26 protein-coding genes are annotated in these 26,199 nt (G+C 69.0%); 16 read left to right on the top strand and 10 right to left on the bottom strand.

Features of this window, described 5'->3' with window-relative positions; translation table 11 throughout:
* Positions 1-11: 11 nt before the first annotated feature.
* Complete coding sequence (locus tag AC07PF_RS08885; RefSeq protein ID WP_007853152.1) at positions 12-1,475, bottom strand: cryptochrome/photolyase family protein; 1,464 nt, start codon at positions 1,473-1,475, stop codon at positions 12-14.
* 23 nt (positions 1,476-1,498) lie between these two features.
* On the opposite strand from AC07PF_RS08885, the gene AC07PF_RS08880 reads away from it, so the two are divergent.
* The 9 genes from AC07PF_RS08880 (at position 1,499) to AC07PF_RS08840 (ending at position 7,919) form a co-directional block, all read left to right on the top strand.
* Positions 1,499-2,098, top strand: coding sequence for a YqgE/AlgH family protein (locus tag AC07PF_RS08880; protein WP_007853150.1), 600 nt, complete (start codon positions 1,499-1,501; stop codon positions 2,096-2,098).
* A complete protein-coding gene (gene ruvX, locus AC07PF_RS08875; protein WP_494611598.1) occupies positions 2,095-2,517 on the top strand; it encodes a Holliday junction resolvase RuvX in 423 nt (140 codons plus the stop codon). Before AC07PF_RS08880 ends, ruvX begins: the two co-directional genes overlap by 4 nt.
* Positions 2,514-3,053 carry a bifunctional pyr operon transcriptional regulator/uracil phosphoribosyltransferase PyrR gene (pyrR, locus tag AC07PF_RS08870; RefSeq protein WP_007853145.1) on the top strand — a complete coding sequence of 180 codons (540 nt, stop codon included), beginning with the start codon at positions 2,514-2,516 and terminating at the stop codon, positions 3,051-3,053. Before ruvX ends, pyrR begins: the two co-directional genes overlap by 4 nt.
* A 2-nt stretch (positions 3,054-3,055) precedes the next feature.
* Positions 3,056-4,018 carry an aspartate carbamoyltransferase catalytic subunit gene (locus AC07PF_RS08865; RefSeq protein ID WP_007853143.1) on the top strand — a complete coding sequence of 321 codons (963 nt, stop codon included), beginning with the start codon at positions 3,056-3,058 and terminating at the stop codon, positions 4,016-4,018.
* The gene (locus AC07PF_RS08860; RefSeq protein ID WP_494611597.1) at positions 4,015-5,313 is read left to right on the top strand and encodes a dihydroorotase; all 1,299 of its coding nucleotides are present in this window, start codon (positions 4,015-4,017) and stop codon (positions 5,311-5,313) included. Before AC07PF_RS08865 ends, AC07PF_RS08860 begins: the two co-directional genes overlap by 4 nt.
* A gap of 7 nt (positions 5,314-5,320) precedes the next feature.
* The gene (locus AC07PF_RS08855) at positions 5,321-6,058 is read left to right on the top strand and encodes a lysophospholipid acyltransferase family protein (RefSeq protein ID WP_494611596.1); all 738 of its coding nucleotides are present in this window, start codon (positions 5,321-5,323) and stop codon (positions 6,056-6,058) included.
* A gap of 98 nt (positions 6,059-6,156) precedes the next feature.
* Positions 6,157-6,675: a hypothetical protein gene (locus tag AC07PF_RS08850; RefSeq protein WP_035202986.1), complete on the top strand. Its 519-nt coding sequence runs from the start codon at positions 6,157-6,159 to the stop codon at positions 6,673-6,675.
* A 210-nt stretch (positions 6,676-6,885) separates the two neighbouring features.
* Positions 6,886-7,173: a hypothetical protein gene (locus AC07PF_RS08845; protein ID WP_007853128.1), complete on the top strand. Its 288-nt coding sequence runs from the start codon at positions 6,886-6,888 to the stop codon at positions 7,171-7,173.
* Positions 7,174-7,283: 110 nt separating this feature from the next.
* Positions 7,284-7,919, top strand: a complete 636-nt coding sequence (locus tag AC07PF_RS08840; RefSeq protein ID WP_494611595.1) for a hypothetical protein — start codon at positions 7,284-7,286, stop codon at positions 7,917-7,919.
* Between the two features lie 18 nt (positions 7,920-7,937).
* Here AC07PF_RS08840 and AC07PF_RS08835 read toward each other — a convergent pair whose 3' ends face one another.
* Complete coding sequence (locus tag AC07PF_RS08835) at positions 7,938-8,228, bottom strand: hypothetical protein (protein WP_494611594.1); 291 nt, start codon at positions 8,226-8,228, stop codon at positions 7,938-7,940.
* Positions 8,229-8,514: 286 nt separating this feature from the next.
* Between AC07PF_RS08835 and AC07PF_RS08830 the strand changes: the two genes are divergently transcribed.
* From AC07PF_RS08830 to AC07PF_RS08820, 3 genes are all read left to right on the top strand, one after another.
* The gene (locus AC07PF_RS08830; protein ID WP_494611593.1) at positions 8,515-9,747 is read left to right on the top strand and encodes a Yip1 family protein; all 1,233 of its coding nucleotides are present in this window, start codon (positions 8,515-8,517) and stop codon (positions 9,745-9,747) included.
* A gap of 106 nt (positions 9,748-9,853) precedes the next feature.
* A complete protein-coding gene (locus AC07PF_RS08825; protein ID WP_494611592.1) occupies positions 9,854-10,423 on the top strand; it encodes a DUF4166 domain-containing protein in 570 nt (189 codons plus the stop codon).
* 25 nt (positions 10,424-10,448) lie between these two features.
* Complete coding sequence (locus AC07PF_RS08820) at positions 10,449-10,850, top strand: thiol-disulfide oxidoreductase DCC family protein (RefSeq protein ID WP_494611591.1); 402 nt, start codon at positions 10,449-10,451, stop codon at positions 10,848-10,850.
* A 25-nt stretch (positions 10,851-10,875) separates the two neighbouring features.
* Here the strand turns inward: AC07PF_RS08820 and AC07PF_RS08815 are convergent, their stop codons facing one another.
* Positions 10,876-11,490 (bottom strand): DUF6272 family protein, encoded by a 615-nt coding sequence (locus AC07PF_RS08815; protein WP_494611590.1) that lies wholly within the window; start codon positions 11,488-11,490, stop codon positions 10,876-10,878.
* A gap of 163 nt (positions 11,491-11,653) precedes the next feature.
* Positions 11,654-12,736: an ABC transporter ATP-binding protein gene (locus tag AC07PF_RS08810; RefSeq protein ID WP_494611589.1), complete on the bottom strand. Its 1,083-nt coding sequence runs from the start codon at positions 12,734-12,736 to the stop codon at positions 11,654-11,656.
* 116 nt (positions 12,737-12,852) lie between these two features.
* Here AC07PF_RS08810 and AC07PF_RS08805 point away from each other — a divergent pair, with 116 nt between their 5' ends.
* The 4 genes from AC07PF_RS08805 to AC07PF_RS08790 all read left to right on the top strand — a co-directional run bounded on the left by AC07PF_RS08805 (position 12,853) and on the right by AC07PF_RS08790 (position 18,458).
* A complete protein-coding gene (locus tag AC07PF_RS08805; protein WP_494605687.1) occupies positions 12,853-14,481 on the top strand; it encodes an ABC transporter permease in 1,629 nt (542 codons plus the stop codon).
* 49 nt (positions 14,482-14,530) lie between these two features.
* The gene (locus AC07PF_RS08800) at positions 14,531-15,439 is read left to right on the top strand and encodes a LysR family transcriptional regulator (RefSeq protein ID WP_494611588.1); all 909 of its coding nucleotides are present in this window, start codon (positions 14,531-14,533) and stop codon (positions 15,437-15,439) included.
* Between the two features lie 120 nt (positions 15,440-15,559).
* Positions 15,560-16,960: an 8-oxoguanine deaminase gene (locus AC07PF_RS08795; RefSeq protein ID WP_494611587.1), complete on the top strand. Its 1,401-nt coding sequence runs from the start codon at positions 15,560-15,562 to the stop codon at positions 16,958-16,960.
* A 187-nt stretch (positions 16,961-17,147) separates the two neighbouring features.
* On the top strand, positions 17,148-18,458 hold the full coding sequence (locus AC07PF_RS08790; RefSeq protein WP_494611586.1) for a uracil-xanthine permease family protein: 1,311 nt from the start codon (positions 17,148-17,150) through the stop codon (positions 18,456-18,458).
* A 67-nt stretch (positions 18,459-18,525) separates the two neighbouring features.
* On the opposite strand, the gene AC07PF_RS08785 is transcribed toward AC07PF_RS08790, so the two are convergent.
* The 6 genes from AC07PF_RS08785 to AC07PF_RS08760 all read right to left on the bottom strand — a co-directional run bounded on the left by AC07PF_RS08785 (position 18,526) and on the right by AC07PF_RS08760 (position 25,992).
* A complete protein-coding gene (locus AC07PF_RS08785) occupies positions 18,526-18,846 on the bottom strand; it encodes a hypothetical protein (RefSeq protein WP_494611585.1) in 321 nt (106 codons plus the stop codon).
* A gap of 127 nt (positions 18,847-18,973) precedes the next feature.
* On the bottom strand, positions 18,974-20,512 hold the full coding sequence (locus AC07PF_RS08780; RefSeq protein ID WP_007853093.1) for a PepSY-associated TM helix domain-containing protein: 1,539 nt from the start codon (positions 20,510-20,512) through the stop codon (positions 18,974-18,976).
* Between the two features lie 13 nt (positions 20,513-20,525).
* Entirely contained in the window at positions 20,526-22,736 is a 2,211-nt protein-coding gene (locus tag AC07PF_RS08775) for a TonB-dependent receptor (protein WP_494611584.1), read from the bottom strand.
* A 118-nt stretch (positions 22,737-22,854) separates the two neighbouring features.
* On the bottom strand, positions 22,855-23,214 hold the full coding sequence (locus tag AC07PF_RS08770) for a DUF2946 family protein (protein ID WP_494611583.1): 360 nt from the start codon (positions 23,212-23,214) through the stop codon (positions 22,855-22,857).
* A gap of 80 nt (positions 23,215-23,294) precedes the next feature.
* Positions 23,295-24,734 carry an aldehyde dehydrogenase family protein gene (locus AC07PF_RS08765; RefSeq protein WP_494611582.1) on the bottom strand — a complete coding sequence of 480 codons (1,440 nt, stop codon included), beginning with the start codon at positions 24,732-24,734 and terminating at the stop codon, positions 23,295-23,297.
* A gap of 157 nt (positions 24,735-24,891) precedes the next feature.
* Positions 24,892-25,992 carry a porin gene (locus AC07PF_RS08760; protein WP_494611581.1) on the bottom strand — a complete coding sequence of 367 codons (1,101 nt, stop codon included), beginning with the start codon at positions 25,990-25,992 and terminating at the stop codon, positions 24,892-24,894.
* Positions 25,993-26,199 lie beyond the last annotated feature (207 nt).

Genomic DNA, 26,199 nt, shown 5'->3' with positions numbered 1-26,199 from the left:
GCCCCGCACCCTCAGTCCGCCGCCGCCTTCACCACTGCATAGCGTTCCAGCGTGCGCTGGCGTGCCTCGTCGTGGTCCACGATGGGGTGCGGGTAGGTGCTGCCCAGCACCACGCCGGCTGCCTGCAACTCCAGCGGCTTGGCCTTCCAGGGCGCGTGCAGGGCGGCGTCGGGCAGGGTGGCCAGCTGCGGCAGGTACTTGCGGATGAACTGGCCCCGGGCGTCGAACTTCTCGCTCTGGCTCACCGGGTTGAAGATGCGAAAGTAGGGCTGCGCATCGCAGCCGCTGGAGCTGGCCCACTGCCAGCCGCCGTTGTTGGCCGCCAGGTCGAAGTCGTTGAGGTGGGTGGCGAAGTACGCCTCCCCCCAGCGCCAGTCGATGCCCAGGTCCTTCACCAGAAAGCTGGCCACCACCATGCGCAGCCGGTTGTGCATGTAGCCCGTCTGGTTGATTTGGGCCATGGCCGCATCCACCAGCGGGTAGCCCGTGCGGCCCTCGCACCAGGCCGCGAACAGTTCCTGGGCCTCGGGGCCGCTCTCCCACGCGATGGCGTCATAGGCCGGCTTGAAGCTGTGCTCCACCACATGCGGGTGGTGCGCCAGGATCTGGTGGTAGAAATCGCGCCAGACCAGCTCGCTGAGCCAGGTGGCGGCACCCTGGTTGCCCTTGATCGCCAGGCCGTGCGCCGTGCGTGCCAGCAGGCGCGGCGAGATGGTGCCAAAGCGCAGGTGCACGCTCAGGTAGCTCGGCCCCTTCACGGCCGGGAAATTGCGCGCATCCTCGTAGCGGCCGATGCGCTGCTGGAAGTCCTCGAACAGTGCCTGCGCCCCGCTTTCACCCGCCGGCAGGGCCATCCCCGCCGGCTCGAACCCCAGGGCCGCGAGCGGGGGCACCGCGTGCCCGTGCGCCTTGGGCCGGGGCGCCAGGCGGTGGGCGTGGCGCTCCACGGGGTAGCCCTTGAGGTAGAAGGCATCCACCTTCCTGAGCCAGGCGTTCTTGTACGGCGTGAACACGCTGTAGGGCTTGCCGGTCTGGGTCAGCACCTCGCCGCGCTCGAAGACCGTGTGGTCCTTGTAGGTGTGAAACGCCCGCCCGGCCGCTGCCAGCCGCGTGCGCACCCGGCTGTCGCGCGCCAGGGCCTGGGGCTCGTCGTCGTGGTTGGTGAACACGGCGTCCACCCCCAGTTCCACCGCCAGGGCGGGGATGGCATCGCTGGCCACCGCGTGCAGCACGATCAGACCCCCGGTGGCGTGGCCCGACAGGGTGCGCAGGCGCTCGTCGAGCTCGGCCAGCGATGCGCGGATGAACTCCACGCGCCGGTCCTTTTTGGGCAGCGGATCGAGGATTTCCGTGTCGAAAACGAAGGCGCAGTGCACTTTGCGGCACTCGGTCAGCGCGTGGTAGAGGGCCGCGTGGTCGCTGGCGCGCAGGTCGCGCCGGAACCAGACGAGACCGGTGGAATAAGAGGGCTCCATGTTCACCGTTAAAATTGCGAGATATGTCTATCGATTCTGCGCCCATCAACCTGACGCATCACTTCCTGATCGCGATGCCCGGTCTGGAGGATGCGTCTTTCGCGCGCAGTGTGGTCTACCTGTGCGAGCACAGCGAGCGTGGCGCGCTGGGGCTCATCATCAACAAGCCCACCGACATCACCCTGAAGGGCCTGTTCGACAAGGTCGACCTGTCCCTGCGCCGCGAGGACCTTCGCGCCGCCCCCGTCTTCTCGGGCGGCCCGGTGCAGACCGAGCGCGGCTTCGTGCTGCACGAACCCATGCTCATGGACAGTGCCGAGACCGAGGAATCGGCGTACGCCTCCACCATGACCATCCCCGGCGGCCTGGAGATGACCACCTCCAAGGACGTGCTCGAGGCCCTGTCCACCGGCGCCGGCCCGCGCCGCGTGCTCATCACCCTGGGCTACTCGTCCTGGGGCGAGGGCCAGCTCGAATCGGAACTGGCCGAGAACGCCTGGCTCACCGTGGCGGCCGACTTGTCGGTGATTTTCGACACCCCCGTGACCGAGCGTTACGACCGCGCACTGGCCCTCTTGGGCCTGCAGGCCTGGATGCTCTCGCCCGAGGCGGGGCACGCATGACCGGCTTGCCCGTTCAGCCTGCCGTTCCTGCGCATTTCCAGACCTTTCTTGCTTTTGATTTCGGCACCAAGCGCACGGGCGTGGCCACGGGCAACCGCATGCTGCGCAGCGCCAGCCCGAAGGAGACCATCAAGGCCGAGGGCGCAGACGCCCGCTTCGTGCAGGTGGCCCAGCGCATCAAGGAGTGGCAGCCCGACGCCCTGGTGATCGGCGTGCCCTACCACCCCGATGGCGCGAGCCACGAGAACACCGAGCGCGCCCTGAAGTTCGGGCGCCAGCTGCGTGGCCGCTTCGGCCTGCCGGTGTTCGAGGTCGACGAGCGCTACAGCACCACCGAGGCCATCGCCGGTGGCGCCAAGGATGCCGACGCCGCCTCGGCCTGCATCATCCTGGAACAGTTTTTGAGGAATCTCCCATGACGACGCCTACCACCTCTTCACCGTCAGGCAGCCTGGTGCTCGATGCCGAGGCCCTGTACCGCGAGCTGCTGCGCGGCGTGCGCAGCATGATGAACAACCCGGGCGGCACCCACCTGGCGGGCATCGCCTCGGGCGGCGCCTGGTTGGCCGAGCGTCTGCAGAAGGACCTGGGGCTCGATGGCGCCCCCGGCGTGCTCTCGTCGGTGATGCACCGCGACGACTTCGCCCAGCGCGGCCTCGCGGCCGGCGCGCAGACCGCGCTGCCGTTCGACGTCAACGGTGCCGACATCATCGTGCTCGACGACGTGCTGTACACCGGTCGCACCATCCGCGCCGTGCTCAACGAGCTGTTCGACTACGGCCGCCCCGCCAGCGTGCGCCTGGCCGTGCTGGTGGACCGCGGCGGGCGCGAGCTGCCGGTGCACGCCGAGTTCGCGGCCGCGCGCGTGGCGCTGCCGGCCACGCAATCGCTGGCCCTGGCGCGCGACGAGCAAGGGGCTTTCCAATTCCAAGTCCACCAAGCCCGGGAGGCCTGACCGTGCTGCACAAGCGCAACCCCCAACTCAACAGCCACGGCGAGCTGGTCCACCTGCTGTCCATCGAGGGCCTGCCGCGCGACATCGTCACGCACATCCTCGATACCGCCGCCAACTTCGTGAGCGTCAGCGACCGCGAGGTCAAGAAGGTGCCCCTCTTGCGCGGCAAGAGCGTGTTCAACCTGTTCTTCGAGAACAGCACCCGCACCCGCACCACCTTCGAGATCGCGGCCAAGCGCCTGTCGGCCGACGTCATCAACCTCGACATCGCGCGCAGCTCGGCCAGCAAGGGCGAGTCGCTGCTCGACACCATCGCCAACCTCTCGGCCATGGCCGCCGACCTGTTCGTGGTGCGGCACAGCGAGTCGGGCGCGCCCTACCTCATTGCCCAGCACGTGGCGCCCCACGTGCACGTGATCAACGCGGGCGACGGCCGGCATGCCCACCCCACGCAGGGGCTGCTGGACATGTACACCATTCGCCACTACAAGAAGGACTTCAGCAACCTCACGGTGGCCATCGTGGGCGACGTGCTGCACTCGCGCGTGGCACGCTCCGACATCCACGGCCTGACCACCCTGGGCTGCGCCGAGGTGCGCGTGGTGGGCCCGCGCACCCTGGTGCCCTCCGACATGTCGCAGATGGGTGTGCGCGTGTGCCACACCCTCGAAGAAGGCATCAAGGACGCCGACGTGGTGATCACCCTGCGCCTGCAGAACGAGCGCATGAGCGGCGCGCTGCTGCCGTCGAGCCAGGAGTACTTCAAGAGCTTCGGCCTGACGCAGGAAAAGCTGCAGCTGGCCAAGCCCGACGCAATCGTCATGCACCCCGGCCCGATCAACCGCGGCGTGGAGATCGACTCCGCCGTGGTCGACGGCCAGCAAAGCGTGATCCTGCCCCAGGTGACCTTCGGTATTGCGGTGCGCATGGCCGTCATGTCCATCGTCGCAGGGAATGAAGCATGAAGATACTCATCCAGAACGGCCGGGTGATCGACCCCGCTTCCGGCCTTGACCAGACCTGCAGCATTGCGTTGGCCGCAGGCCGCATCGTCGGCATCAACCGCGTGCCGCCCGACTTTGCGCCCAACCGCGTGATCGACGCCGCCGGCTGCTACGTGCTGCCCGGGCTGGTGGACCTGGCCGCGCGCCTGCGCGAGCCCGGCCACGAGCACGAAGGCATGCTCGAGTCCGAAATGGCCGCCGCCGTGGCCGGTGGCGTGACCAGCCTGGTCTGCCCTCCCGACACCGACCCCGTGCTCGACGAGCCCGGCCTGGTGGAGATGCTCAAGTTCCGCGCCGAGAAGCTGCACCAGAGCCGCCTGTTCCCGCTGGGCGCGCTCACGCGCAACCTGGCCGGCGAAGTGCTCACCGAAATGGCCGAACTCACCGAATCCGGCTGCGTCGGTTTCAGCCAGGCCGAGGTGCCGCTGGCCAGCACCCAGGTCACGCAGCGCGCGCTGCAATACGCAGCCACCTTCGGCTACACCGTATGGCTGCGCCCGCAGGAGCTGCACCTGGGCAAGGGCGTGGCCGCCAGTGGCCCGCTGGCCACGCGCCTGGGCCTCTCGGGTGTGCCCGTGGCGGCTGAGACCATTGCCCTGCACACCATCTTCGAGCTGCAGCGCAGCACCGGCGCGCACGTGCACCTGTGCCGCATCAGCAGCGCCGCCGGCGTGGAGCTGATTCGCCGCGCCAAGGCCGAGGGCCTGAAGGTCACGGCCGACGTGAGCATCAACTCGCTGCACCTGACCGACGTGGACATCGGCTTCTTCGACAGCCGTGCCCGCCTGTCGCCCCCGCTGCGCCAGCAGCGCGACCGCGACGCCTTGAACGCCGCCCTGGCCGATGGCACCATCGACGTGCTCGTCTCCGACCACACCCCCGTGGACGAAGATGCCAAGACCCTGCCGTTTGCCGAGGCCGAACCCGGCGCCACCGGCCTGGAGCTGTTGCTTTCGCTGGCCCTCAAGTGGTCGCAGGGCAGCGGCGTGCCGCTGCAGCGCGCGCTGGCGGTCGTTACCAGCGAACCCGCGCGCGTGCTCGGCGGCGCCCTGGGCACCCTGCAGGCCAGCGTGGGCAAGATCGTCGAAGGCGGCGTGGGCGACCTGTGCATCTTCGACCCCGCGGCCGCCTGGACGGTGCAGGGCGACGCCCTGCGCAGCCAGGGCAAGCACACGCCCTTCCTTGGCTACGAACTGCCCGGCCGCGTGCGCACGACCCTGGTCGGCGGGCAGGTCGCCTTCGACCGCGGCGGTTGACCACGCCATGAAGGCCCTGCGCGCCGCCTGGCGCCTGTGGCGCATGCTGGGCCATATCCTCAAGGGCATGGCCATCGTGGCGCTGCGCTTTCCCGCGCTCTCGCCCGACCAGCAGCACGCCCGTGTGCAGGCCTGGTCCATGGAGCTGCTGGCCAAGGCCGGCATCTCGCTGCGCCTGCAGGGCCAGCCCCCCGTTTCGGGGCCGGTCATGCTGGTGGCCAACCACATCTCCTGGCTCGACATTCCGGTGATGCATGCGGCCCGCCACTGCCGCTTCGTCTCCAAGTCCGACGTCAAGGCCTGGCCGCTCATCGGCGGCCTGGCGACTGCCGCAGGCACCCTGTACATCGAACGCGCCTCGCGCCGCGATGCCCTGCGCATGGTGCACACCATGCAGGAGTCGCTGGAGCGCGGCGAGGTGCTCGGCGTGTTCCCCGAAGGCACCACCGGCGACGGCCGCGAGATCCTGCCCTTCCACGCCAACCTGATCCAGGCCGCCGTGGCCGCCAACGCCCCCGTGCAACCCGTGGGCCTGCGCTTCGTCGACCGCACCACCGGCGACCTGAGCTTCGCTCCCAGCTACATCGGCGACGAGACCCTGGTCGGCTCCATCTGGCGCACCCTGAGCGCCCCGGCCATCGAGGCCGTGGTGCACTATGGTGAGCCGCAACTGCCTGCGGGGCGGGACCGGCGGGTGTTCACGCAGGATTTGCAAGCTGCGGTGGATCGGTTGCGGCGCAGTTGAGGGCGGGGCGCTGCGCCTTCGCTGGCAAGCCGAGCTTGTGCAGGGCCGGTCCGCTGGCTAAACTTTCGCTCTTGAGTCGCTTCACTGCCCGCTCCCCCTTGTTCTTCCGGCAACTGGCACTGCTCGCAGTGCTGATGCTGGGCCTTGCCGGAGGTGCGCGCGCATGCTCCTGCAGCAGTTCCGTTTCAACGCAGGAACGCGTGGCGGATGCAAGCTTCATCTTCGTGGCCCAGGTCGTCGCGTCGGAGGCCACCGATGACATCAAGGAACCCCAGGGTTGGTCAGGCTTCGCTGCCCGCTACAGATTGTTAGAGCTGCTCAAATCTGATGTCCCACCGCCTGCCCAGGTCTACTCGGGTGAGGGAGGTGGGGATTGCGGCGTGCCCTTGTTTCCCGCCATCTCCTACGTCTTCTTTGCAGGCCCAGAGGGAAATATCAACCGGTGCTCTGGCACCGTGATTTTTATCGCGGGCAGCCGATTTTCGGAAGACTATCTGGCCTATGTGCGGGCCTTGGCGGGCCGGATCGTGCCCTTGAAGCTCCCTCCACTGGTGGTTGTCGATGACTGGTTCGACTTGGAAATCAACTTGGCGTTCAAGGAGTTTCGTTGGGATTAGAACGGGCCTGGGACAGCCAGCCTCCAACGGCTCGCATCCGAATCGTGCCGGATGCCGTTTCGTCAATGCGGCAGCACCATTGGGCAGCTCGTGCAAAACCCCCTTGGATCGCCATCCCCGCATCGATCAATTAGCGCAGTTGTCCGACTTGCAACCAGCCCCTCCCGCGCGACACTGGCCCCATCCTTGATGATGACGGAGGCACCCTCTATGCGATTCATTCAACAACTGGGCGTGTGGACGGTCCTTACCCTCAGCTCCGTGGCCGCCGTGGCCCAAGGCGTCAACACGCCCGCCATCGTGCCCGGGCTGCGGCCGGCGGTTCCCCCCGCATCCACCCCCTACCAGCCCCCGGTGCCATCGACCAGCACCACCCCGCAGCAGACCCCTGCGCCGCCACCCAGCCAGACCCCGGCCCAAACGCCCGAGCCGCCGCCCTCCCAGTCGCCTTCCGAGACACCGCGCGAGCCGGTGGCTGCGCCGCCTGTGCAGGGGTGAGGTAGTCGCACACCTGTGCATCCGGGGAGCCGTGTTTCAGCAGGCGGACTTGCCACCAGCTTCTGCGCCAGTACAGTGGCGCCATGCCCCACTTCTTTCCGCAGGCTTTCATGGAGCCTGCCGTGCCGTTGAGCGATCTCGTCCAGACCATGCACGCGCATCCGGCCCGGTTGCGTGCGTTGCATGCCCTCATCGGCGAAACCTACGCACAGCATTCGGCCTCGGCGGCGGCCTGCAAGCAGTGGCAGGACGCGTGCACCGATTTTCATGGTGCGTACGGCGACCTGTTCTTTCCGGGTGGGGAGTTGGCGTGGGAGCAGTTCATCGATGGCAGCAGCCCCGATGTGGGGTGCGCTCTGGCGTTCCTGCAGGCCGACCCGTGGTACCACCGGTCGGGTTACCACAAGCAGGTGGTGTGGCACCGTTTCAAGCGCACCGTGCTGACCCGTGATGAGCTGCAACTCCTCGAAGAGGTGGCACTGGACTACCTGGGGCGGCTGGTGCGCAGGGAGTTCTGGCACATGGTCCGCTTTGTGCGGCTGCGGGCCGGGGCCCGCTTCTGGCAGCGTGTGGAGCAGATGGCGAGCGACCCGGTGCGCTCGGCGCCGGCCATCAAGGCCACCTGGCTCGTGCTGGCCCGGCAGAACAAGCCAGTGCACCGTGCCATTGCCAATGAGGTGCGGCGTGCACGCTACCAGCCGGGCTACCAAGCCGTGCTCGATTTTCGCAGCCGGCCCGAGGGCTGACTGAACACTGCCGGGCGTTCATTCTCCATGGACACCCGCCATCACAGCCACCAGCCGCTGCTCGAAGTGATCGAACACATGGCGAAAATCGAGAACGCCTTCCTGGTACAGCGCCAGTACGCGGTTGTCTTCGTCGGTCAGCCCTGGGCCCGACTGCAGGGACAGCGCCGATTTCAGGTGGGCGATATCACCGGCCCGCGTTGCCAGGGGTCGGTCGTCAAGCTGTTGTTCCACTTCGGCAACGCAGGCTTGCAGTGCCAGTACTTCGGTCGGAACCAGCTTTCCATCCGTGTCATGGCTGAATTTCATGGCGCGCTCCATGGGCCGCCTTGCGCGGGACTGCCGGGCGGATGTTCGGTGCCATCATAGCGTTCAGCGCAGCGCCTGCCGTCCCGTTGCCGTGCGTGCTACTGCCAGACAGCCGGAGTAGCCTGCCCGCCCGAAACCGTGCATATTCCACATTTGCGGCGCCACGGGTTTGTGCACCTGCGTGCAAGTGCTCCCAATTGCCTTATCGTCCGCACCAGTTGAAAGCCTGCCTGCATCCCATACCGAGGGCGCAAGGCTCCACTCACACTGCCGGGAGGGCACGACCATGAACCTGATCGAACGCGTCAAGAGCATTCTTCTCAAACCCCAGGAGACCTGGGCCACCATCGATGCCGAGCCGGCCGATGTGGCGGGGCTGTACACCCAGTACCTGATGATCCTGGCGATCATCCCGGCCGTCTGCGGTTTTATCGGCATGTCGCTGGTGGGTTTTGGCGGCTTCGGCTTCACCGTGCGCGTGCCCATCCTGTCGGGCCTGGCCAACATGGTGATCTCGTACGTGCTGAGCCTGGTGGGCGTGTTCGTGCTGGGCCTCATCATCGATGCCCTGGCCCCCACCTTCGGCGGCCAGAAGAACTCCATCCAGGCGCTCAAGGTCGCGGTCTACGGCAGCACGGCGGCCTTGCTGGGCGGCATCTTCAGCCTGCTGCCGGCCCTGGCCATGCTGGGCTTTGTCGCGGCCCTGTACTCCATCTACCTGGTCTACCTGGGCCTGCCGGTGCTGATGCGCAGCAACCCTGACAAGTCGATCGCCTACACCGCCGTGGTGATCGTCGCGGGCATCGTAGTCGGCATCGTCATCGCGGCCGTCAGCTCGCTGTTCATGCCCCGCGGTGGCGCCATGTTCAGCGGTGCCGATGCGCCTGCGATCTCGGTGAACACGCCCGGCGGCAAGGTCACCATCGACACCGCCGGCCTCGAAGCCGCGAGCAAGAAGATGGAAGAGGCCGCACGCCAGATGGAAAAGGCCCAGAAGAGCCAGGACCCTGCCGCCATTGCCGCGGCCAACAGCGGTGCCGTAGCGGCTGCCGCCGGCATGATGGGTGGCGGCCAGGCCGTGGCGGCCCAGTCGCTCAAGGCCGCGCTGCCCGAGCAACTGCCTGGCTTGCCACGTACGGGCTTCGACGTGCAGGACGGCGCGGCCCTGGGCCTGCCCACCAGCCAGGCAAGTGCCTCCTATGGCAGCGGCGACAAGCGCGTGCGCATCGAGATCATCGACATCGGCGGCCTGGGCCAGATGGCCGCGCTGGCCATGGGCATGGGCCAGGGCGAGAAGGAAGACCAGAGCAGCGCCGAGAAGACCTGGCAGGAGAACGGCCGCACCCTGCACCAGAGTTACCGCAAGGACGGCAGCCGCGCCGAGTTCAAGACCGTGCTCAAGAACGGCCTGGTGGTCGGCATCGAGGGCGACCGCGTGGGCGTGCAGGACCTGCGCGGCATGCTCTCTCAGGTGGACCTCAATGCCCTGGAAGCCTTGCAGCGCAAGCCCAAGGGCTAAGGCCATCACTGGGGCATGCGCGGGCTACGGCCCGCATTTTTTTGCCTGTGCACCGGGGGCGGGTAGACTGGACCAATCCAGGCCTTTGTCCTGGATGCAAGGTCCCATGAACGACACCATTGCCCCTGCTGCACCCGCCACGCTGTACCAGCGCGTGATGGGCGGCGACTTCGACCGGCTGTCCTCGCCGGTGGCGCGCTTTCACCGCCTGGCCGGCCCGCAGGTGCTGCATGGCCAGGTGCAGGTACAGGCGCCCGCATCGCTGCTGGGCCGTGTGCTGGCCTGGGGGCTCGGGGCGCCGCTGCAGGCGGGGCGGGGCGCGATCCGCTTCGAGCTCGACGCCACGCCTGGCGCCGAGGTCTGGACCCGCATCTTCCCCACGCGCACCATGCGCTCCACCCTGCGCGAGGCGCCGGGCTTCGTCGAGGAGCACATGGGCGCGGCGCGGTTGCTGTTCGGCCTGTCGGCCGTGGAGGGCGGCCGGCTGGAGATGCGCATGGTGCGCATGCGTTTCATGGGCATCCCTTGTCCGCGCTGGCTGCAGCCGGCCATCGTGGCGCGCGAGACGGGGCAGGGCGATGACGAGCTGCATTTCGAGGTGCAGGCCACTGTGCCCTGGATTGGCCGCGTCGTGGCCTACCAGGGGCATCTGCAGGTACCGGTATCGCCACCATGATTGTCGTCTTCGACGCCCCAATGCCGTGATCGTCGTCTTCGACGCCAAGTGCCTGCTGTGCAATGGCTGGGTGCAGTTCCTGCTGCGCCACGACCGCGCGGGCCGCATCCGCTTTGCGTCCATCCAGGGGCAAGAGGGCCTGCGCCTGCTGCAGGCGGCCGGCTTGCAGGTCGATGGCCTGCAGACCCTGCTGGTGGTCGAGGAAAAGGAAGAAGGCGCTCGCACCTGGCAGCACACCGCCGCCATCCTGCGCATCCTGCACCGCCTGGGCTGGCCCTGGCGGCTGGCGTGGGTGGGCTGGCTGGTGCCTGCGCCGCTGCGCGATGTGTTGTACCGCTGGGTGGCGCGCAACCGCTACCGCATCTGGGGACGGTCCGAGGTGTGCATGGTCCCCGCGCCCGAGCACGCGGGGCGCTTCCTGGACTAGGGTCTACCCAAGGTCAGGCCTGGGGTCAGATCCGTGCTTTGACGTGGAACTGCGCCGTGCGGCCTTCGGTCTCCGGGGAGGAGGCAAAGCTGTACTCCAGCGGCGCGCTGGCATCGCGGGCAATGGTCAGAAGGCCCAGGCCCGCGCCCTTGCTCAGGGTGTCATTCGTGTTGTGGTCGGGGTTGCGCAACTGCTCGCGGTAGCTCTGCTTGATCTCTTCCAGGCTCATGGCGCGCAGGGCGTCGAGCTTGTCGGTCAGCCGGGGCACATGCGCCACATCGACGGCGTTGCTGCAGACGATCCAGTACTGGGGAGCGGCCTCGGCCTCCTGGCCGCCTTCGGGCAGGTCTTTGCCCACACCGATAGCACCCTTGGGCCCGGTGGCCGCATCAGTGGCCAGCGGCGCAACGCCGCCCTCCTCGGGGGGGACGGCGTAGTGCAGGATATTGTGTGCCATCTCCACGAAGGTGGAGAACAGCTTGCGCTTGGCCGGGCCTGAGGCGTCCTCGGTGGCCAGGCGCTGCTTGAGCGAGTCGGCCGCCGCGGCCACCACGGCCGGGGTGAACTCACCGGCGTAGTAGAACAGTACGCCGCAGTCTTGCGCGTTGGCCTGGAAGCGTTCGAAATCGGGGCCGTTCATATGGCGGCTCCGCGCGTGGAAAAGGGGGCGGGGGCGGCGCAGACCCCTGTGGCCGGGCACCTGTCGAGGAAAGGCATGCGGGAAGAATCGGTGGTATTGCTACGAATTGCAACCTATTCTTGCCGCCTTGCATGACGGCGCCGTGACGCTTGCGTGAAGCGTTTCAGGCCACCCGGGCTTCGGCCTCGCGCGGGAAGGTCACCACATGGTTGGCCTCGGCGCGGATGCCGATCCATTCGCCCACCGCGTGGTCGTGGTGGCTGGGCACATGGGCCACAACGGTCTGTCCGCTCGCCAGGCGCAGGGTGTACAAAAACTCCGAGCCGCGGAACGACTTGCGCACGATCTGCGCCTGCACCGGGGCTGCATCGTCGTGCACGATGTCATCGGCGCGCAGCAGCACATCGCACTCGCCGCCGGGGTAGCTCGCGGGCAGGGGGCACTCGGCCAGGTCGGTGAGCTCGCCCACGGGCGTCTGCGCCACCACGTTGCTGCCGCGCTGCACCAGCGTGGCGGGGGCGAACACGCCATGGCCGATGAAGTCCGCCACAAAGCGCGTGGCCGGGCGGTGGTACAGGGTATAGGCGTCGTCCCACTGGTGCAGCTGGCCCTCGTGCATCACGCCGATCACATCGCCGATGGCAAAGGCCTCGAGCTGGTCGTGCGTGACGAACAGGGCCGTGGCACCGGCCGCCTTGAGGATGCCGCGCACCTCGTGCGCCAGGCGCTCGCGCAGGTCCACGTCGAGGTTGGAAAACGGCTCGTCCAGCAGCATCAGTTGCGGACGCGGTGCCAGCGCGCGTGCCAGCGCCACGCGCTGCTGCTGCCCGCCCGAGAGTTCGTGCGGAAAGCGCTGCTCGCTGCCCGAAAGGCCCACCAGCGTGAGCACCTCGGCCACGCGCGCGGCCTGCTCGGCGCGCGGCAGGTGGTGGATGCCAAAGGCCACGTTGCGCCCCACCGAGAGGTGCGGAAACAGCGCATAGTCCTGGAACACCATGCCGATGCGCCGCTCTTCGGGAGGCACGCTCACGCTGGCGCTGCTGACCACCTGCTGGGTCAGGCTGATCTGCCCTCCCGACACGGGCTCGAGCCCGGCCACGGCGCGCAGCAGGGTCGTCTTGCCGCAGCCCGAGGGGCCGATCAGCACGCCGATATCGCCCGCGCGCAGGCCCAGGGACACGTTCTGCACGGCGGCGCGGGGGCGACCTGCATAACGCACTTCAAGTTGGGAGACCTCTAGGAACATGGCCCCATTTTAGGTGGGCGGGGGCAAATGCTTAAAATTCGCATTTGCATCTCCGATCTTCCCTGGTGTCTTGCCCGGGCCGGCGTGCGTTCTTTCTTCTGCCGAGCCCCCCTGCCTTGCGCCGCACACCCTTTCGCCTCCATACCCTTCCCCTGGTCCTGCTCGCCGGCATCCTGGTCCTGCCCGTTCTGGCGGTGCTGGCCTCGTGGCTGCCGATCGGGCAGGCCGATGCGCTGGCCGGGCCCATCCTGCGCGAGATGGCCTCCACCGTGCTGCCCGGCTATGTGGCCACCACGCTGTGGCTGAGCGTGCTGGTGGCGCTGGGCGCGGCCACCGTGGGCACGGCCGCGGCCGCGGCGGTGACGCTGTTCGACTTCCCGGGCCGGCGCACCTTCGAGTGGTTGCTGCTGCTGCCGCTGGCCATGCCGGCCTACGTCACGGCCTATGCGTACACCGACTTCCTGCAGTTCAGCGGCCCGCTGCAGGTGGGGCTGCGCGCCACCTTCGGTCTCGAAGGCCGGCTGCTGCCCGAGGTGCGCAGCCTGGGCGGCGCGGTCTGGGTGTTCATCTTCTCGCTCTACCCCTATGTCTACCTGCTGGCGCGCACCGCGCTGGGCGAGCGCGCCGCGCACCTGATGGAGGCCGCGCGCCTGCTCGGTGCGCCGCTGCCGCGCCGCATCCGCGCCGTGGCGCTGCCGCTGGCGCGCCCGGCCGTGGCCGCCGGCGTGGCCCTGGTGCTCATGGAGACGCTGGCCGACTTCGGCGTGGCCAGCTACTTCGGCATCCAGACCTTCACCACCGGCATCTACAAGGCCTGGCTGTCCATGGACAACCGGCTCGCCGCCGCGCAGCTGGCCACCATGCTGCTGGTGGTGGTGATGGCCCTGTTGCACCTGGAGCAGCGGGCGCAAAAGCGCATGCGCTTTGCGGGCGGCCTGGGCCGCGCCGGTTCGGCCGAGGCGCAGCCCCTGGCGCTGCGCGGCGGGCGCCGGCTGCTGGCCTGGGCCGTGTGTGGCCTGCCGGTGCTCATGGGCTTCGTGGCGCCGGTGGTTTTCATGCTGCGGCCGCTGGCGGCCGACTGGTCGGTGCTGCCCTGGGGGCGCTTCATCGAGTGGGCCGGCAACAGCGTGCGCCTGGGCGCCATCACCGCCGTACTGGCCGTCATCGTCGCGCTGGCCCTGGCCTTCGCGGTGCGCCGCAGCGCCGACCGCGTGACGCGCGGCGTGGTGCAGCTGGTGAGCCTGGGCTACGCCGTGCCCGGCGCCGTCATCGTGGTCGGGCTGCTGTTGCCCGTGGGCTGGCTGCAGGCGGCCATGCCGCAATGGGGCGTGGGCGCCCTGGTCACGGCCACGGCCGTGGGCATCGTCTGGGCCTATTTGGTGCGCTTTTGCGCCGTGGCGCTGCAGTCCATGCAAAGCGGCTATGCGCGCATCCCGCAAAGCCTGGACGACTCGGCGCGCATGCTGGGCACCGGCAGCGCCGGCCTGCTGGCGCGCGTGCACTGGCCCTTGCTCAAGCGCTCCACCGCCGCCGCCGCGCTGCTGGTCTTCGTGGACGTGATGAAGGAGCTGCCCGCCACCATGGTGCTGCGCCCCTTCAACAGCGACACCCTGGCCGTGGTGGCCTACCAGCTGGCGCGCGACGAGCGCCTGGGCGAGGCCGCGCTGCCCTCGCTGGCGCTGGTGGCCGTGGGGCTGGTGCCAGTGATCTTGCTCAGCCGCACGCTGAGGTCGAGCAAGCGCTAGTAGTCCGCTGGTCGCAGCACCTTGCGGCAAACCGGGTAACCTGCGCGCCATGCACGCCCGAGTTCTCCGCTACCTCGACGAAGTGGTCCGCCGCGGTTCCATCCGCAAGGCGGCCGAGCACCTGCACGTGGCGCCCACGGCGGTCAACCGCCAGATCCTGGACCTGGAGGCCGAGCTGGGCGCGCCGCTGTTCGATCGCATCCACAACCGGCTGCGCCTGACGCCACTGGGCGAGATGGTGCTGGCCCATGTGCGCAGCACCCTGCGCGAGCATGCCGCGCTGCGCGAGCGCATTGCCGAGTTCAAGGACGAGCGCCGCGGCGAGATCACCGTGGCCACCACGGCGGGTCTGGCGGGCTCGCTGCTGCCCTCGCTGGTGCATGCCTTCCGCCAGCGCTACCCGGGTATCGCGGTGCGCATCATCGACCTGCCGATTGCCGAGATACCGGCCGCCGTGGAGCGCGGCGATGCCGAGCTGGGCCTGGGTTACGACCTGTCGCTCAAACCCGCCGTGCGCACGCTGTCGGCCAGCGAATGGCCCATCGGCGCCGTGGTGCCGCCCAGGCACGCGCTGGCGCGCCATTCCTCCGTGTTGCTCAGCGACTGCGTCGGCCATGCGCTGATCCTGCCGGCGCCGCAACTGACCATCCGCACGCTGCTCGACGCGGCCTTCGAACGCAATGCCATCAAGGTCACGCCCGTGGCCGAGTCGACCTCGATGGCGCTGATCCTGCGCCTGGTGGTGCTGGGCGAGGGCATCGCCCTGCTCAACCCACTCGATGTGATGGAGGAGCGCGCGCGCAACGCCCTGGTCTTCGTTCCGCTGCGCGACCCCCACCTGGCGCGCCAGACCCTGGTGCTGGCGGCGCGCGCCAAGGGCCAGCTCAGCCCCGCGGCCGAGCTCATGGCGGCCAACATCGGCGACGCCCTGGCGCGGCTCTTCGCCACGGCAAGGTAGCCCAAGCCTTTCGGGTGTCCACATTTTGTGGACACCATTGGCGCAAATCGGCGCTATCGCGGATGCATCGGCGTTCCTAGACTGGCGCCATCGAATCCGCGAACAAAGAGAAGCCGCCCCATGAGCACCCCGACCCCCCTGATCGCCCTGAACGCCGATGTCCTCGTCACCATGGACGCGCAGCGCCGCGAGATCCGTGATGGCGCCCTGGTGGCCGATGGCCCCGCCGTGCAATGGGTGGGCCCCACGGCCGAGCTGCCGCTGGAGTACCGCCGCATGGCCGACGAGGGCCGGGCCCGGGTGCTCGACATGCGCGGCCGGGTGCTGCTGCCCGGCCTGGTCAACACCCACCACCACATGTACCAGAGCCTCACGCGCGCCGTGCCCGCGGCGCAGGATGCCGAGCTGTTCTCCTGGCTCAACAACCTCTACATGCTGTGGTCGCACCTCACGCCCGAGATGGTGCACGTGTCCACCCAGACGGCGATGGCCGAGCTCATGCTCTCGGGCTGCACCACGACCAGCGACCACCTGTACCTGTACCCCAACGGCGCGCGCCTGGACGATGCCATTGCCGCCGCGCAGCAGATGGGCATGCGCTTTCACGCCGCGCGCGGCTCCATGAGCCTGGGCCGCAGCAAGGGCGGCCTGCCGCCCGACGTGGTGGTGGAGGAGGAAGAGGCCATCCTGCGCGACAGCCTGCGGTTGATCGAGCAGTACCACGACGCCTCGCGCCACGCCATGCTGCGCGTGGTGCTGGCGCCGTGCTCGCCGTTCTCGGTGACGCGCGACCTGATGCGCGAGTCGGCCCTGCTGGCGCGTGCGCACGGCGTGTCGCTGCACACCCACCTGGCCGAGAACGACAACGACGTGGCCTTCTCGCGCGAGAAGTTCGACATGACCCCCGCGCAGTACGCCGAGAGCCTGGGCTGGGTGGGCCGCGACGTCTGGCATGCGCACTGCGTCAAGCTCGACCCCGAGGGCATCGCCCTGTTCGCGCGCACCGGCACGGGCGTGGCCCACTGCCCCTGCTCCAACATGCGCCTGGCCTCGGGCATTGCGCCCGTGCGCAGCATGCGCGATGCCGGCGTGCCCGTGGGCCTGGGGGTGGATGGCAGTGCCTCCAACGACGGCGCCCACATGCTCGGCGAGGCGCGCCAGGCCCTGCTGCTGCAGCGCGTGGGCCACGGCCCCGCCGCCATGGGCGCGCGCGAGGCGCTGGAGATCGCCACCCTGGGCGGCGCGCGCGTGCTCAACCGCGACGACATCGGCGCGCTGGCGCCCGGCATGTCGGCCGATTTCGTGGCCTTCAACATGTCTTCGGTGGGCTTTGCCGGCGCGGGTCATGACCCGGTGGCGGCCCTGGTGTTCTGCACGCCGGCCAACGTGGACACCAGCGTCATCAACGGCCGCGTGGTGGTCGAACGCGGCCGCCTGCTCACGGCCGACCTGCCCGTGGTGCTGGGGCGCCACAACGCACTGGCACACACGCTGTTCGAGCGGGCCTCGGCCGGCCACTGATTTCTTCAATTTTTCCATCCACCACCGGGCTGCCCCTTCGCGGGCGGGCCCGGTTCGACCTGGGCGCCTGCCGCCCACCACCGCACGCAAGGAGCCACGGCAACGCGCCCCACCAGAGACTGCATTCCTCACATGCCGACAAGTGCCTTTGCATAAAAAAAGGCCAACGGACAAGGAGACAAAGACAATGGATCAACAACTGCTTTACCAGGTGGAAGACCGGCCCCCGATGCTGGCCACCGCGGTGCTGCTGTCGCTGCAGCACCTGCTGGCGGCGCTCGGCGGCATCATCGCCGTACCGCTGGTGGTGGGGGGCGCGCTCAAGCTGCCGGCCGACCAGATCGTGGCGCTGGTGAATGCCGCACTGCTGGGCTCGGGCATCGTCACCATCATCCAGTGCAAGGGCGTGGGGCCCGTGGGCATACGCCTGCCCTGCGTCATGGGCACCAGCTTCGCCTTTGTCGGTGCGGGCATCAGCGTGGGCCTGGAGCATGGCGTGGCCGGCATCCTGGGCTCGTCGCTCGTGGGCTCGCTGGTGATGATCGTGGGCAGCTTCTTCATGCCGGTGATACGGCGCTTCTTTCCGCACACCGTGACCAGTGTGGTCGTGACCCTGATCGGCCTGTCGCTCACGCCCGTGGCCGTGGACTGGGCGGCCGGCGGCGTGGGCGCCAGCGACTACGGCGCCGTGGGCCACCTGGCGATTGCCGGATTCGTGCTGGCGCTGGTCATCGGCTTCGTGCAATGGGGCAAGGGCATCGTCTCGGCCAGCGCCGTGGTGCTGGGCATCGCCAGCGGCTATGTGCTGTGCCTGGGGCTGGGGTTCATCGACTTCACCCAGGTGCGCGAGGCGCCGGTGTTCGCCATACCGCAGCCGCTGCACTTCGGCATGGCGTTCCCGGTCTCGGGCATCCTTGCCATGTCCATCGCCTTTTTGGTCACCATCGTCGAGACCACGGGCACCTTCATGGCCCTGGGCGCGGCCACGCGCACGCCCATCCCGGGCAAGCGCCTGGCCAGCGGCATCCTGTGCGACGGTGTGGGCTCGGCCTTCGCGGCGGTGATGTCCAGTCCGCCGCTGTCCACCTTCGCGCAGAACGTGGGCGTGGTCTCGCTCACCGGCGTGGCCAGCCGCCATGTGGTCACGCTCACGGGCGTCATGCTGCTGCTGGCCGGGCTGTTTCCGGTACTGGGTGCGCTGGTGGTGACCATTCCGCAGCCGGTGCTCGGCGGCGCGGGGCTCATGATGTTCGCGATGATCGTCTCGGCCGGCATCCGCATGCTGGCCAGCACTGCGCCCTCGCGCCGCAACACGCTGATCATCGCTGTCTCGCTGGGCTGCGGCCTGGCCGTCACGGTGCGGCCCGACCTGCTGGCGCGCATGCCGGCCTTCGTGCGCGAGGTCTTCGGCTCGGGCATCACCGTGGGCGCGCTGGTGGCCGTGGGCCTGAACCTGCTGCTGCCCGGGCGTGAGCGCGAGGAAGACGAGCCCGCCTGAGCCCGCCCATGAAAAAGCCGCCCGAAGGCGGCTTGCTGTGTGCTTGCCCAGTGGAGGGCGAAGCGGCTCACTCGTGCCAGTCGGCGTGCTTTTCGCAGAGCTTGTTGGTCTCCTTGCCCTTGCGCGTTTCGGCAAAGGTCACGAGGTTGCCCTTGAAGTCGTCGGACGTCTCGTTCCACATGCAGGTGCACCAGGCCTGGGCCTTGGTCTGGCCGCGGACGGGGCTCTTTTCGTCACCGCCCTCGTAGAGCTTGGCGGCATGGCTCAGACACTGGCGGTACTGGCCATCGCCTGCGGGTGGGCTGTTGTAGTCGGTTGCGGCCAGGGCGGACGTGCCTGCGGCCAGGACGAGGAGGGCTCCGGTGAGCGCGGTGCGGATCGATTGCATGAAAGACCTCTGCCAGGTGGTTTTTGGCGTTGAAGATGGCGGGGCCTGGGTGCGTGCGGCAAGGCTGCCCGCTGCGTGCCACCCAGGTGTTACGCAGTGTATCTTCATGAAACAAAAGGTTTCAATCTTATTTTGCATGTGATCTGGCTATCTGCACCGAGCCACGCCACGGCCGCACCAGCCGCCGCCAGCCCACCACCACGCCCGTGGCGCTCAGCACCAGACCGCCCAGGCTCAGCACGATGAGCAGCGCATCCCACAGCGGCCGGTGCGCCAGCAGCGGGCCCCAGTCCCAGCTGTGCAACAGCGCAAACAGCCAGCGGCTGGCGCGGCGGTGGTTGTCGCTCTTGTCGAGCACGGCGCCGGTGTGCGGGTCGATGTGCACCCAGGTGGCAGGGGCGTCGGCAAACACCACGCGCAGCACGGGCAGGGGCTTGTTGTCGCCGCCGCCGGTCATGGTGTGGGCGGCGCGGCTGTAGTAGTGCAGGTCGTAGCCGTGCAGCAGTTCGGTGTGCGCCACCGGGTCGGGCAGCAGGCGTGCGGCGGCGGCCTGCAGTTCGGCCGGATCTGGAGTGTGGGGCTGCGCCGTGGCGGCGTCGCGCACGGCCGGCGCGCCCGTGGGGCTGGCCGCCAGCACCAGTGTGTGGCCGGCGTGGCGCACCCAGCGCAGTTCGCGCGTGTTGGGCGATGCCGCCGCCAGCAGGGCCTGCACGCTGGCGGCCTGCGCGGGCAGCCGCAGCGGGCCGCCGTGCATGGCATGGCTGCGCAGGGCGGGGGCGCCGCTGTCGAAGACCTTCCAGGGGTTCATGGACATCAGGCCGCTGAAGATCCAGGTCAGCGTCGCGGCGGCGAACAGCAGGCCGAAGACATGGTGCCAGCGCATCATGAAGCCCCGGTAGGGTGAGCGTGAGCCGCTCTTGTAGCGCCGCGTGAAGCGCCAACGCAGCACGCCCACCACCGTGCCCGTGAGTGTGAGCACGATGCCCGCGATGGACAGCCAATTGACGATGTCGGCCCACCAGCCGTCGAAAACGTTGCCGCGAAACGGGTAAAGCCAGTGGATCCAGGCGCCCACGTAGTTCCAGCCGCGCTCGCTGCGCGTGGCGTCGCGCACCACTTCGCCCGTGGTGCCCGAGATATACACCTCGGTGCCCGCCGCGTCGCCCAGGGCCACGTGGTGCAGGGGGCGGTGTGCATCGAGTGCACGTGAGTGGGTGAAGGCGTCTTCGTCCAGCGTGCCCAGGTGGCGCAGGGCGTTCTCCGATGCGCCCGCGAAGGCCTGCGCCGTGGCCATGGCCCAGGCCGCATCCACACCGCGCAGCACCTCGCCGGTGGTTGCATCGACCACGGTGGCCGGCCGGCGCTTGGGCGCGCCCTCGGGCTGCACCAGGTACACGGCGCGCCCGCCGCTGGCTGCGGCCAGGCGCAGGTCGGCCAGGGGTTGGCCCTCCATTTCCGCGGCGCGCAGCGCGTCGGCGGGTTCCAGCGCGATGGATGCGCCGCGCAACGGCGCCAGGTGCTCCAGGCGCTCGGTGGCCGTGAGCTTGGGGTAGCCCACGTACATCATCACCACACCCGAAAAGAACCACATGGCGAAGAAGGCGCACAGCACCACGCCCGCCCAGCGGTGCACGAGGTAGAGCCAGCGCTTGGCGTGCTGCTGCATGCTGCGGCCCCCGTCAGAACGCGGTGTGCAGCGTGAGGTCCGCCGTGCGCGGCGCACCCAGGTAGACCTGGTCGCGCACCTCGGCCGCGTAGGTGCGGTCGGTGGCGTTGCGGATGCGCGCGGTGAGCGTGGTGGCGGGGCTGAGCTTCCAGCCCAGGCCCAGGTCGAGCAGGGTGTACGACGGCCAGTATTTCGAGTTGGCCGCGTTGCCATACACCTTGCCCACATGGCGCAGCCCCGCGCTGGCCGTGACGGTGGGCGTGACAGCGTACGACACCCAGAGGTTGGCTACGGCCTGTGGCACCAGGGCCGGCACCTTGCCCGCCATGGACACGCCACCCTGCACGAAGTTCTCGTACCGCGCACGCGTAAGCGCCAGGTTGCCCTGCAGCTGCCACCGCGCGCTGGGGCGCAGGCCGGCCGACAGTTCGATGCCGCGCGAGGACTGCTCGCCCACCAGCAGCGTGAGGTTGGGGTTGGCCGGGTCCTGCGAGGCGATGTTCTGGCGCCGGATCTCGTACACCGCCACGGTGGCACTGCCCTTGCCGTCCCAGAAGTCGAACTTGCTGCCCAGCTCGACCTGGCGACCGGTGGTCAGCTCGCTGTTGTTGCGCACGTCGGCAAACGAGGCCGAGGCCAGCGAGCCCGAGGGCGGGTCGGCCGCGTTCGAGGCCTGGGCGTACAGATTGGCGCCGGGCGCGATGTCCCACACCACGCCCAGGCGGCCCGTGGTGGGGTGGTAGTCGCGGCTGAAGCTGGCGGGCGCGGTGGCCGTCACGGCGCGGCGGTTCACCAGGTCCAGGCCGATGCGCTCGTGGCGCAGCGCGGTGACCAGGTTCAGCCCGGGCACCAGCGCCGTGCGGTTCTCCAGGTACAGGGCGGTGGTCGTGGCCTTGTTGTCCTTGTCGGCGCTGTAGACCGGCGAGGTGCCCGGGATGTCGAAGAAGTTCTCGGTCGTGAACTGGGTGGGGTTCACTGTGCTGACGGCGGTGGAGAGGCTTTGCGGAAAGCGCGTCTGCTTGTTCACGCTCACGTCCAGGCCGAAGGCCCAGTCGCTTTTGCGGCCCGCCAGCTGGCCCTGGTACGTGCCTTCGATGCGGTTGCCCAGCAGCCTCTGGTCGTGGCGCTGCAGGAAGGGCGAGGTGCGCACCACGGCGGTGTTGGCGGCGTTGAAGGTGTAGATCTCCACGTTGCGGTAGTCGCGCAGCGCGTCGTAGGCGTAGAAGGTGTTGCGCAGCTGCAGCGCATCGGACACGCGCCACTGCGCCACCGAGCGCAGCCACTGCGCGCGGTGCTCGTACAGGCCGTCGGCGCTGTTGTAGTTGGCAGAGCGCGTGGCCGGATCGATGCGCAGCGCGCCCACGGCGGGGTTGAGCACCGGTGTGCCCCAGTAGGGCCGGTCCACGTGGTCTTTCTGGTATTCGTACGCCAGGGTGTGGGTGAAGCCGCCGCCCAGGTCCGACAGCAGCGAGGTGGCCAGCTGCGTGGCCTGGGTCTTGGTGCCCGTGGTCCAGCTGCCCGCGTCGCGGTGGTTCAGGTCGATGCGCGCGAAGTGCGCGGGGCCTGCCCCTTCGCTGCTGCCGGCGCTACCTGCGATCTGCCGGTTCAGCCCCACCGAGGCTTCCTTGAGCCCGTAGGAGCCCAGCCGCAGCTGGCCTTCGGCGAAATTGCCGCGCTCGGCCGTCTTCGTGATGTAGTTGATCGAGCCGCCCACGCCGCCCGAGCCGTAGAGAAAGCTCGACGCCCCGCCGATGGCCTCCACGCGGTCGTAGATCCAGCTGTCCACCGCGCGCGTGGCGCTGCCGTACTGCGGGTTGATGCCGTTGTACAGCTGCGCCACCGAGTTGGCTGTGAAGCCGCGGTAGCTCGCGGCCATGGAGCCGGGTGCGTTGTGCGCGCTGACGCCGGGCACGGCGCGCAGGATCTCCTGCGTGTCCTGCGCGCCGCGCGCGTCGATGGTGGCGCGGTCCACCAGGGTCACCGAGGCCGGTGTCTCGCGCGCCGTGAGGCCCAGGCGGCTGCCGGTGGCCACCGGCACATCGAGCTGCAGCCGGCCGTTGGGCTGGGCCGCGGCATCGACCACGTCGACCGCCTGCAGGGTCGGGGCGGCCTGCTGGGCGGCCGCGCCCAGCGGCACCAGGGCGATGAGGAGGGCCGCATGCAGCGGCGACAGGGTGAACAGGGCGGAGGGCGCGGCAGAAGCGGAAAAAAGGGAACGGGACATGGCACAACTCTCTGGCGGACGGCGGCACCTGGCGACAGGTGCGTGCCGTCCGCAACACGGACAGGAACGAAGGCCGCGCAGCCCTGGCGTCCAGGGGCCTGCGCGAGCGGCGGTCGGGTCAGAGGGCGGTGGGGGGCCCGCGTGCGGGCAGGGGGGCCGCGGTGATGGCGGCGATGCGCGCCGCCTCCACGGGCTGCACGGCGTGCGCCAGCGGCTGCGGCAGGGGGACAAAGGCCGTGGGCACCGAAGGCGGTGCGCCCACGGTGCTGGCGCACAGCGGGCAGTCCATGCCCATGCTGCCCATCTCCACGGTGCCATCGTCGGTCTGCACCAGCAGCTTGATGGTGCCCGCGCCTGAGCAGATCACCTCGATGGGCTGCGGGTTCACCAGCGGCGCGGCAATGGCTACGCCCATGGACGCCATGAACCAGGCCAGCACCAGGAGGCGCAGGGCGGCAAAGGTTCGAAGGGCGTGCATGGGGCGCAATTATGCAGGCAAGTCGCCAAAGCAATCGGGCGCCCTGGGGCGCCCGATTGCTGTGCGTCAGGTCTGGAGGATCAGGCCTGCGTGTACGCCGTCTTCACCGTGGTGTAGAACTCGGCGGCATAGCGGCCCTGCTCGCGCGGGCCGTAGCTGCTGCTCTTGCGGCCGCCGAACGGCACGTGGTAGTCCACGCCGGCCGTGGGCAGGTTCACCATCACCATGCCGGCCTGGGCGTGGCGCTTGAAGTGCGTGGCGTGCTTCAGGCTGGTGGTGGCGATGCCGCTGGCCAGGCCAAACGGGGTGTCGTTGGCCAGGGCCAGCGCTTCCTCGTAGTTCTTCACGCGCTGCACGCTCACCACGGGGCCGAAGATCTCTTCGCGGTTGATGCGCATGCCGGGCGTGGTCTCGGTGAACAGGGCCGGGCGCAGGTAGAAGCCGGGCGCGCCGTCGGCGTTCTTCTCCAGGGCTTCGCCGCCAAAGGCGAGCTTGGCGCCTTCCTGCTGGCCGATGCCGATGTATTCGAGGTCCTGCGCCAGCTGGCGGTCGTCCACCACGGGGCCGATGTCGGTGCCGGCCTTGCGTGCGTCGTCCACCTTCAGGGTCTTCATCTTCTCGATGACGGCGGCCACGAAGCGGTCGTGGATGCCTTCGGTCACGATCACGCGGCTGCTGGCCGTGCAGCGCTGGCCGGTGGAGAAGAAGCCGCTGTTGACGGAAGCGCCCACGGCCACGGCCAGGTCGGCGTCGTCGAGCACCACGAAGGGGTTCTTGCCGCCCATTTCGAGCTGCACCTTGGCGCCGCGCGGCACGCAGGCCGCCGCCACGCGCTGGCCCGTGCCCACCGAACCGGTGAAGCTCACCCCGGCGATGCGCTCGTCTTCCAGCAGCACCTGGCCCACGTCCGAGCCGCGGCCCATCACCAGGTTGAACACGCCGGCCGGCAGGCCCGCGCGGTGCAGGATGTCGGCCAGCGCCCAGGCGGAGCCTGGCACCACCTCGGCGGGCTTGAACACCACGCAGTTGCCGTAGGCCAGGGCCGGCGCGATCTTCCATGCCGGGATGGCGATGGGGAAGTTCCATGGCGTGATGATGCCGATCACGCCCAGGGGTTCGCGCGTGATCTCGATGCCCACGCCGGGGCGCACCGAGGGCAGCACCTCGCCGCCGGGGCGCAGCGCCTCGCCGGCGAAGAACTTGAAGATGGCGGCCGCACGGCCCACTTCGCCAATCGCCTCGGGCAGGGTCTTGCCTTCTTCGCGGGCCAGCAGGTCACCCAACTCGGCCTTGCGCGCGATGATCTCGTTGCCCACGGCATCGAGCACGTCGAAGCGCTGCTGCGGGGTGGAAAGGCTCCACGCCGGGAAGGCCGCGTGCGCTGCCGACACGGCCTCCAGCGCCTGCTCGCGGCTGGCCACGGCGTAGTCGCCGATCACGTCGCGGGTGTCCGAGGGGTTGGTGTTGCGGTAGCCGCGGACGCCTTCGGTCCAGGTTCCGCCAATCAGGTTTGCATGCATGGTGTGGTGCAGGTAGTGGGAAAGTGGTGGCAACGGTGCCGAACAGGCCGCCGGCCCGCCGCACGGGCCTGGCCGCAGCAACAAGGCGCCTGCGCGGAGCAGTGCATTGTGCAGCGGTTGCCGGTGTGCGGTGGCAGGGGACCCATTCTGGCGTGCCTTAGAAAGCCGTGCGCACGCCGACCTGCGTGACGCTCTTCTGACTGATGAAATCCTTGAGTCCGCCGGTCGATTGCGAGGCCGACGCATACAGGAAGGTGTTCTTGGACAGCGCGTAGCGCGCACCCACGGCGACCTTGCCCAGGGTGTCGTTCTGGCCGGCCGCGTTGGCGTACTTCACACGCGTGTAGTTGGCGCCCAGCAGCACGAAGGAGCCCACGGGCACCTCCACGCCGATGGTGGTGCCGTCGCTGCGGTCCATGGCGAAGGTGTTGGTGCCGGTCACGGTCAGGTTGTTGCCCGTGAAGGCGCCGTTCACCGAGGTGGTGGCCAGGTCGCGGTTGCGCTGCACGCCGCCCAGCACCTTGACCACGCCGAAGTTGTAGTTGGCCGCCACCGTGAGCGACTTGTTCACGTTGTCGCCCGTGGTGCGCGAGCGGTTCCACTCGTACGACAGCGCGCTGTTGAACGGGCCCTGGCCGTAGCTGAGCTTGATGCCGTAGAAGCGGTCGGCCGTGCCCTCGCCGGGCGCCACCTGGGCCGCTGCCTGGAAGCCGCTGTAGTTGACGGTCTGCACCTGCAGCACATTGTCGGCGCGCGGCGCGTTGAGCCACAGCGGCAAGGCCTTGCCGGCGTTGGTCACGCCGGTGCCGGGATTCAGCGTCAGGGCGTTGGTGAAGGGGTTGCTCAGGCCCATGACCGAATCTTCCAGGATGTACTGGCGGCCCAGGCGCAACTCGCCCACCGTGGACGAGGACAGCCACACGAAGCCCTGGCGACCGAAGGCGCGGCCGCCCTGGCCGAAGGTGCCGTTGTCGGCATTGAAGCCGTTTTCCAGCAGCACGCCGGCCTTCAGGCCGCCGCCCAGGTCCTCCACGGTGCGGATGCCCCAGCGCGAACCGTTCAGGCCGTTGGTCGTGCCGTCGTTCATCGAGGTAACGCTGCCGCCGCCCGAGCGCGAGCCCGCGCTGTAGTGGCTGACGTTGAGGTCGACCAGGGTGAACAGCGTCACGCTCGACTGGGCCTGGGCGGCCGGCGCAGCGGCCAGCAGCGCCGCGCAGGCGGCCAGGGACAGGTGGGAAATTTGCGTCTTCTTCGTCATGGTTTTGTCTCTCTCTCGTTCTCGTCTCTTGTTTTCTTCAGGGTTGATGAAAGCGGGGATGGAATGGTTGGGGCGGGTGGGCTCCTCGGGTGAATGGGCAGGGCAGGGCACTGCGCCGGTACGGCGCAACGCGGTATCGGGTGTTGGCGGTGGTGCGGGGTCGACCCGCGGGCGGTGGGGCTCCGCGGCGCTCAGCTGGCCGCGGCT

It is taken from the genome of Acidovorax sp. GW821-FHT10A04 (assembly GCF_059415825.1).
The sequence above is the reverse complement of the archived record's forward strand: the minus strand, read 5'-3'. Positions and strand labels throughout refer to the sequence as shown.

Coding starts and splice junctions, on each gene's coding strand:
- AC07PF_RS08885 (WP_007853152.1), bottom strand. CDS start 1,475: ATGGAGCCCTCTTATTCCACCGGTCTCGTCTGGTTCCGGCGCGACCTG.
- AC07PF_RS08880 (WP_007853150.1), top strand. CDS start 1,499: ATGTCTATCGATTCTGCGCCCATCAACCTGACGCATCACTTCCTGATC.
- ruvX (WP_494611598.1), top strand. CDS start 2,095: ATGACCGGCTTGCCCGTTCAGCCTGCCGTTCCTGCGCATTTCCAGACC.
- pyrR (WP_007853145.1), top strand. CDS start 2,514: ATGACGACGCCTACCACCTCTTCACCGTCAGGCAGCCTGGTGCTCGAT.
- AC07PF_RS08860 (WP_494611597.1), top strand. CDS start 4,015: ATGAAGATACTCATCCAGAACGGCCGGGTGATCGACCCCGCTTCCGGC.
- AC07PF_RS08855 (WP_494611596.1), top strand. CDS start 5,321: ATGAAGGCCCTGCGCGCCGCCTGGCGCCTGTGGCGCATGCTGGGCCAT.
- AC07PF_RS08845 (WP_007853128.1), top strand. CDS start 6,886: ATGCGATTCATTCAACAACTGGGCGTGTGGACGGTCCTTACCCTCAGC.
- AC07PF_RS08840 (WP_494611595.1), top strand. CDS start 7,284: ATGGAGCCTGCCGTGCCGTTGAGCGATCTCGTCCAGACCATGCACGCG.
- AC07PF_RS08835 (WP_494611594.1), bottom strand. CDS start 8,228: ATGAAATTCAGCCATGACACGGATGGAAAGCTGGTTCCGACCGAAGTA.
- AC07PF_RS08830 (WP_494611593.1), top strand. CDS start 8,515: ATGAACCTGATCGAACGCGTCAAGAGCATTCTTCTCAAACCCCAGGAG.
- AC07PF_RS08825 (WP_494611592.1), top strand. CDS start 9,854: ATGAACGACACCATTGCCCCTGCTGCACCCGCCACGCTGTACCAGCGC.
- AC07PF_RS08815 (WP_494611590.1), bottom strand. CDS start 11,490: ATGAACGGCCCCGATTTCGAACGCTTCCAGGCCAACGCGCAAGACTGC.
- AC07PF_RS08810 (WP_494611589.1), bottom strand. CDS start 12,736: ATGTTCCTAGAGGTCTCCCAACTTGAAGTGCGTTATGCAGGTCGCCCC.
- AC07PF_RS08800 (WP_494611588.1), top strand. CDS start 14,531: ATGCACGCCCGAGTTCTCCGCTACCTCGACGAAGTGGTCCGCCGCGGT.
- AC07PF_RS08795 (WP_494611587.1), top strand. CDS start 15,560: ATGAGCACCCCGACCCCCCTGATCGCCCTGAACGCCGATGTCCTCGTC.
- AC07PF_RS08790 (WP_494611586.1), top strand. CDS start 17,148: ATGGATCAACAACTGCTTTACCAGGTGGAAGACCGGCCCCCGATGCTG.
- AC07PF_RS08785 (WP_494611585.1), bottom strand. CDS start 18,846: ATGCAATCGATCCGCACCGCGCTCACCGGAGCCCTCCTCGTCCTGGCC.
- AC07PF_RS08780 (WP_007853093.1), bottom strand. CDS start 20,512: ATGCAGCAGCACGCCAAGCGCTGGCTCTACCTCGTGCACCGCTGGGCG.
- AC07PF_RS08775 (WP_494611584.1), bottom strand. CDS start 22,736: ATGTCCCGTTCCCTTTTTTCCGCTTCTGCCGCGCCCTCCGCCCTGTTC.
- AC07PF_RS08770 (WP_494611583.1), bottom strand. CDS start 23,214: ATGCACGCCCTTCGAACCTTTGCCGCCCTGCGCCTCCTGGTGCTGGCC.
- AC07PF_RS08765 (WP_494611582.1), bottom strand. CDS start 24,734: ATGCATGCAAACCTGATTGGCGGAACCTGGACCGAAGGCGTCCGCGGC.
- AC07PF_RS08760 (WP_494611581.1), bottom strand. CDS start 25,992: ATGACGAAGAAGACGCAAATTTCCCACCTGTCCCTGGCCGCCTGCGCG.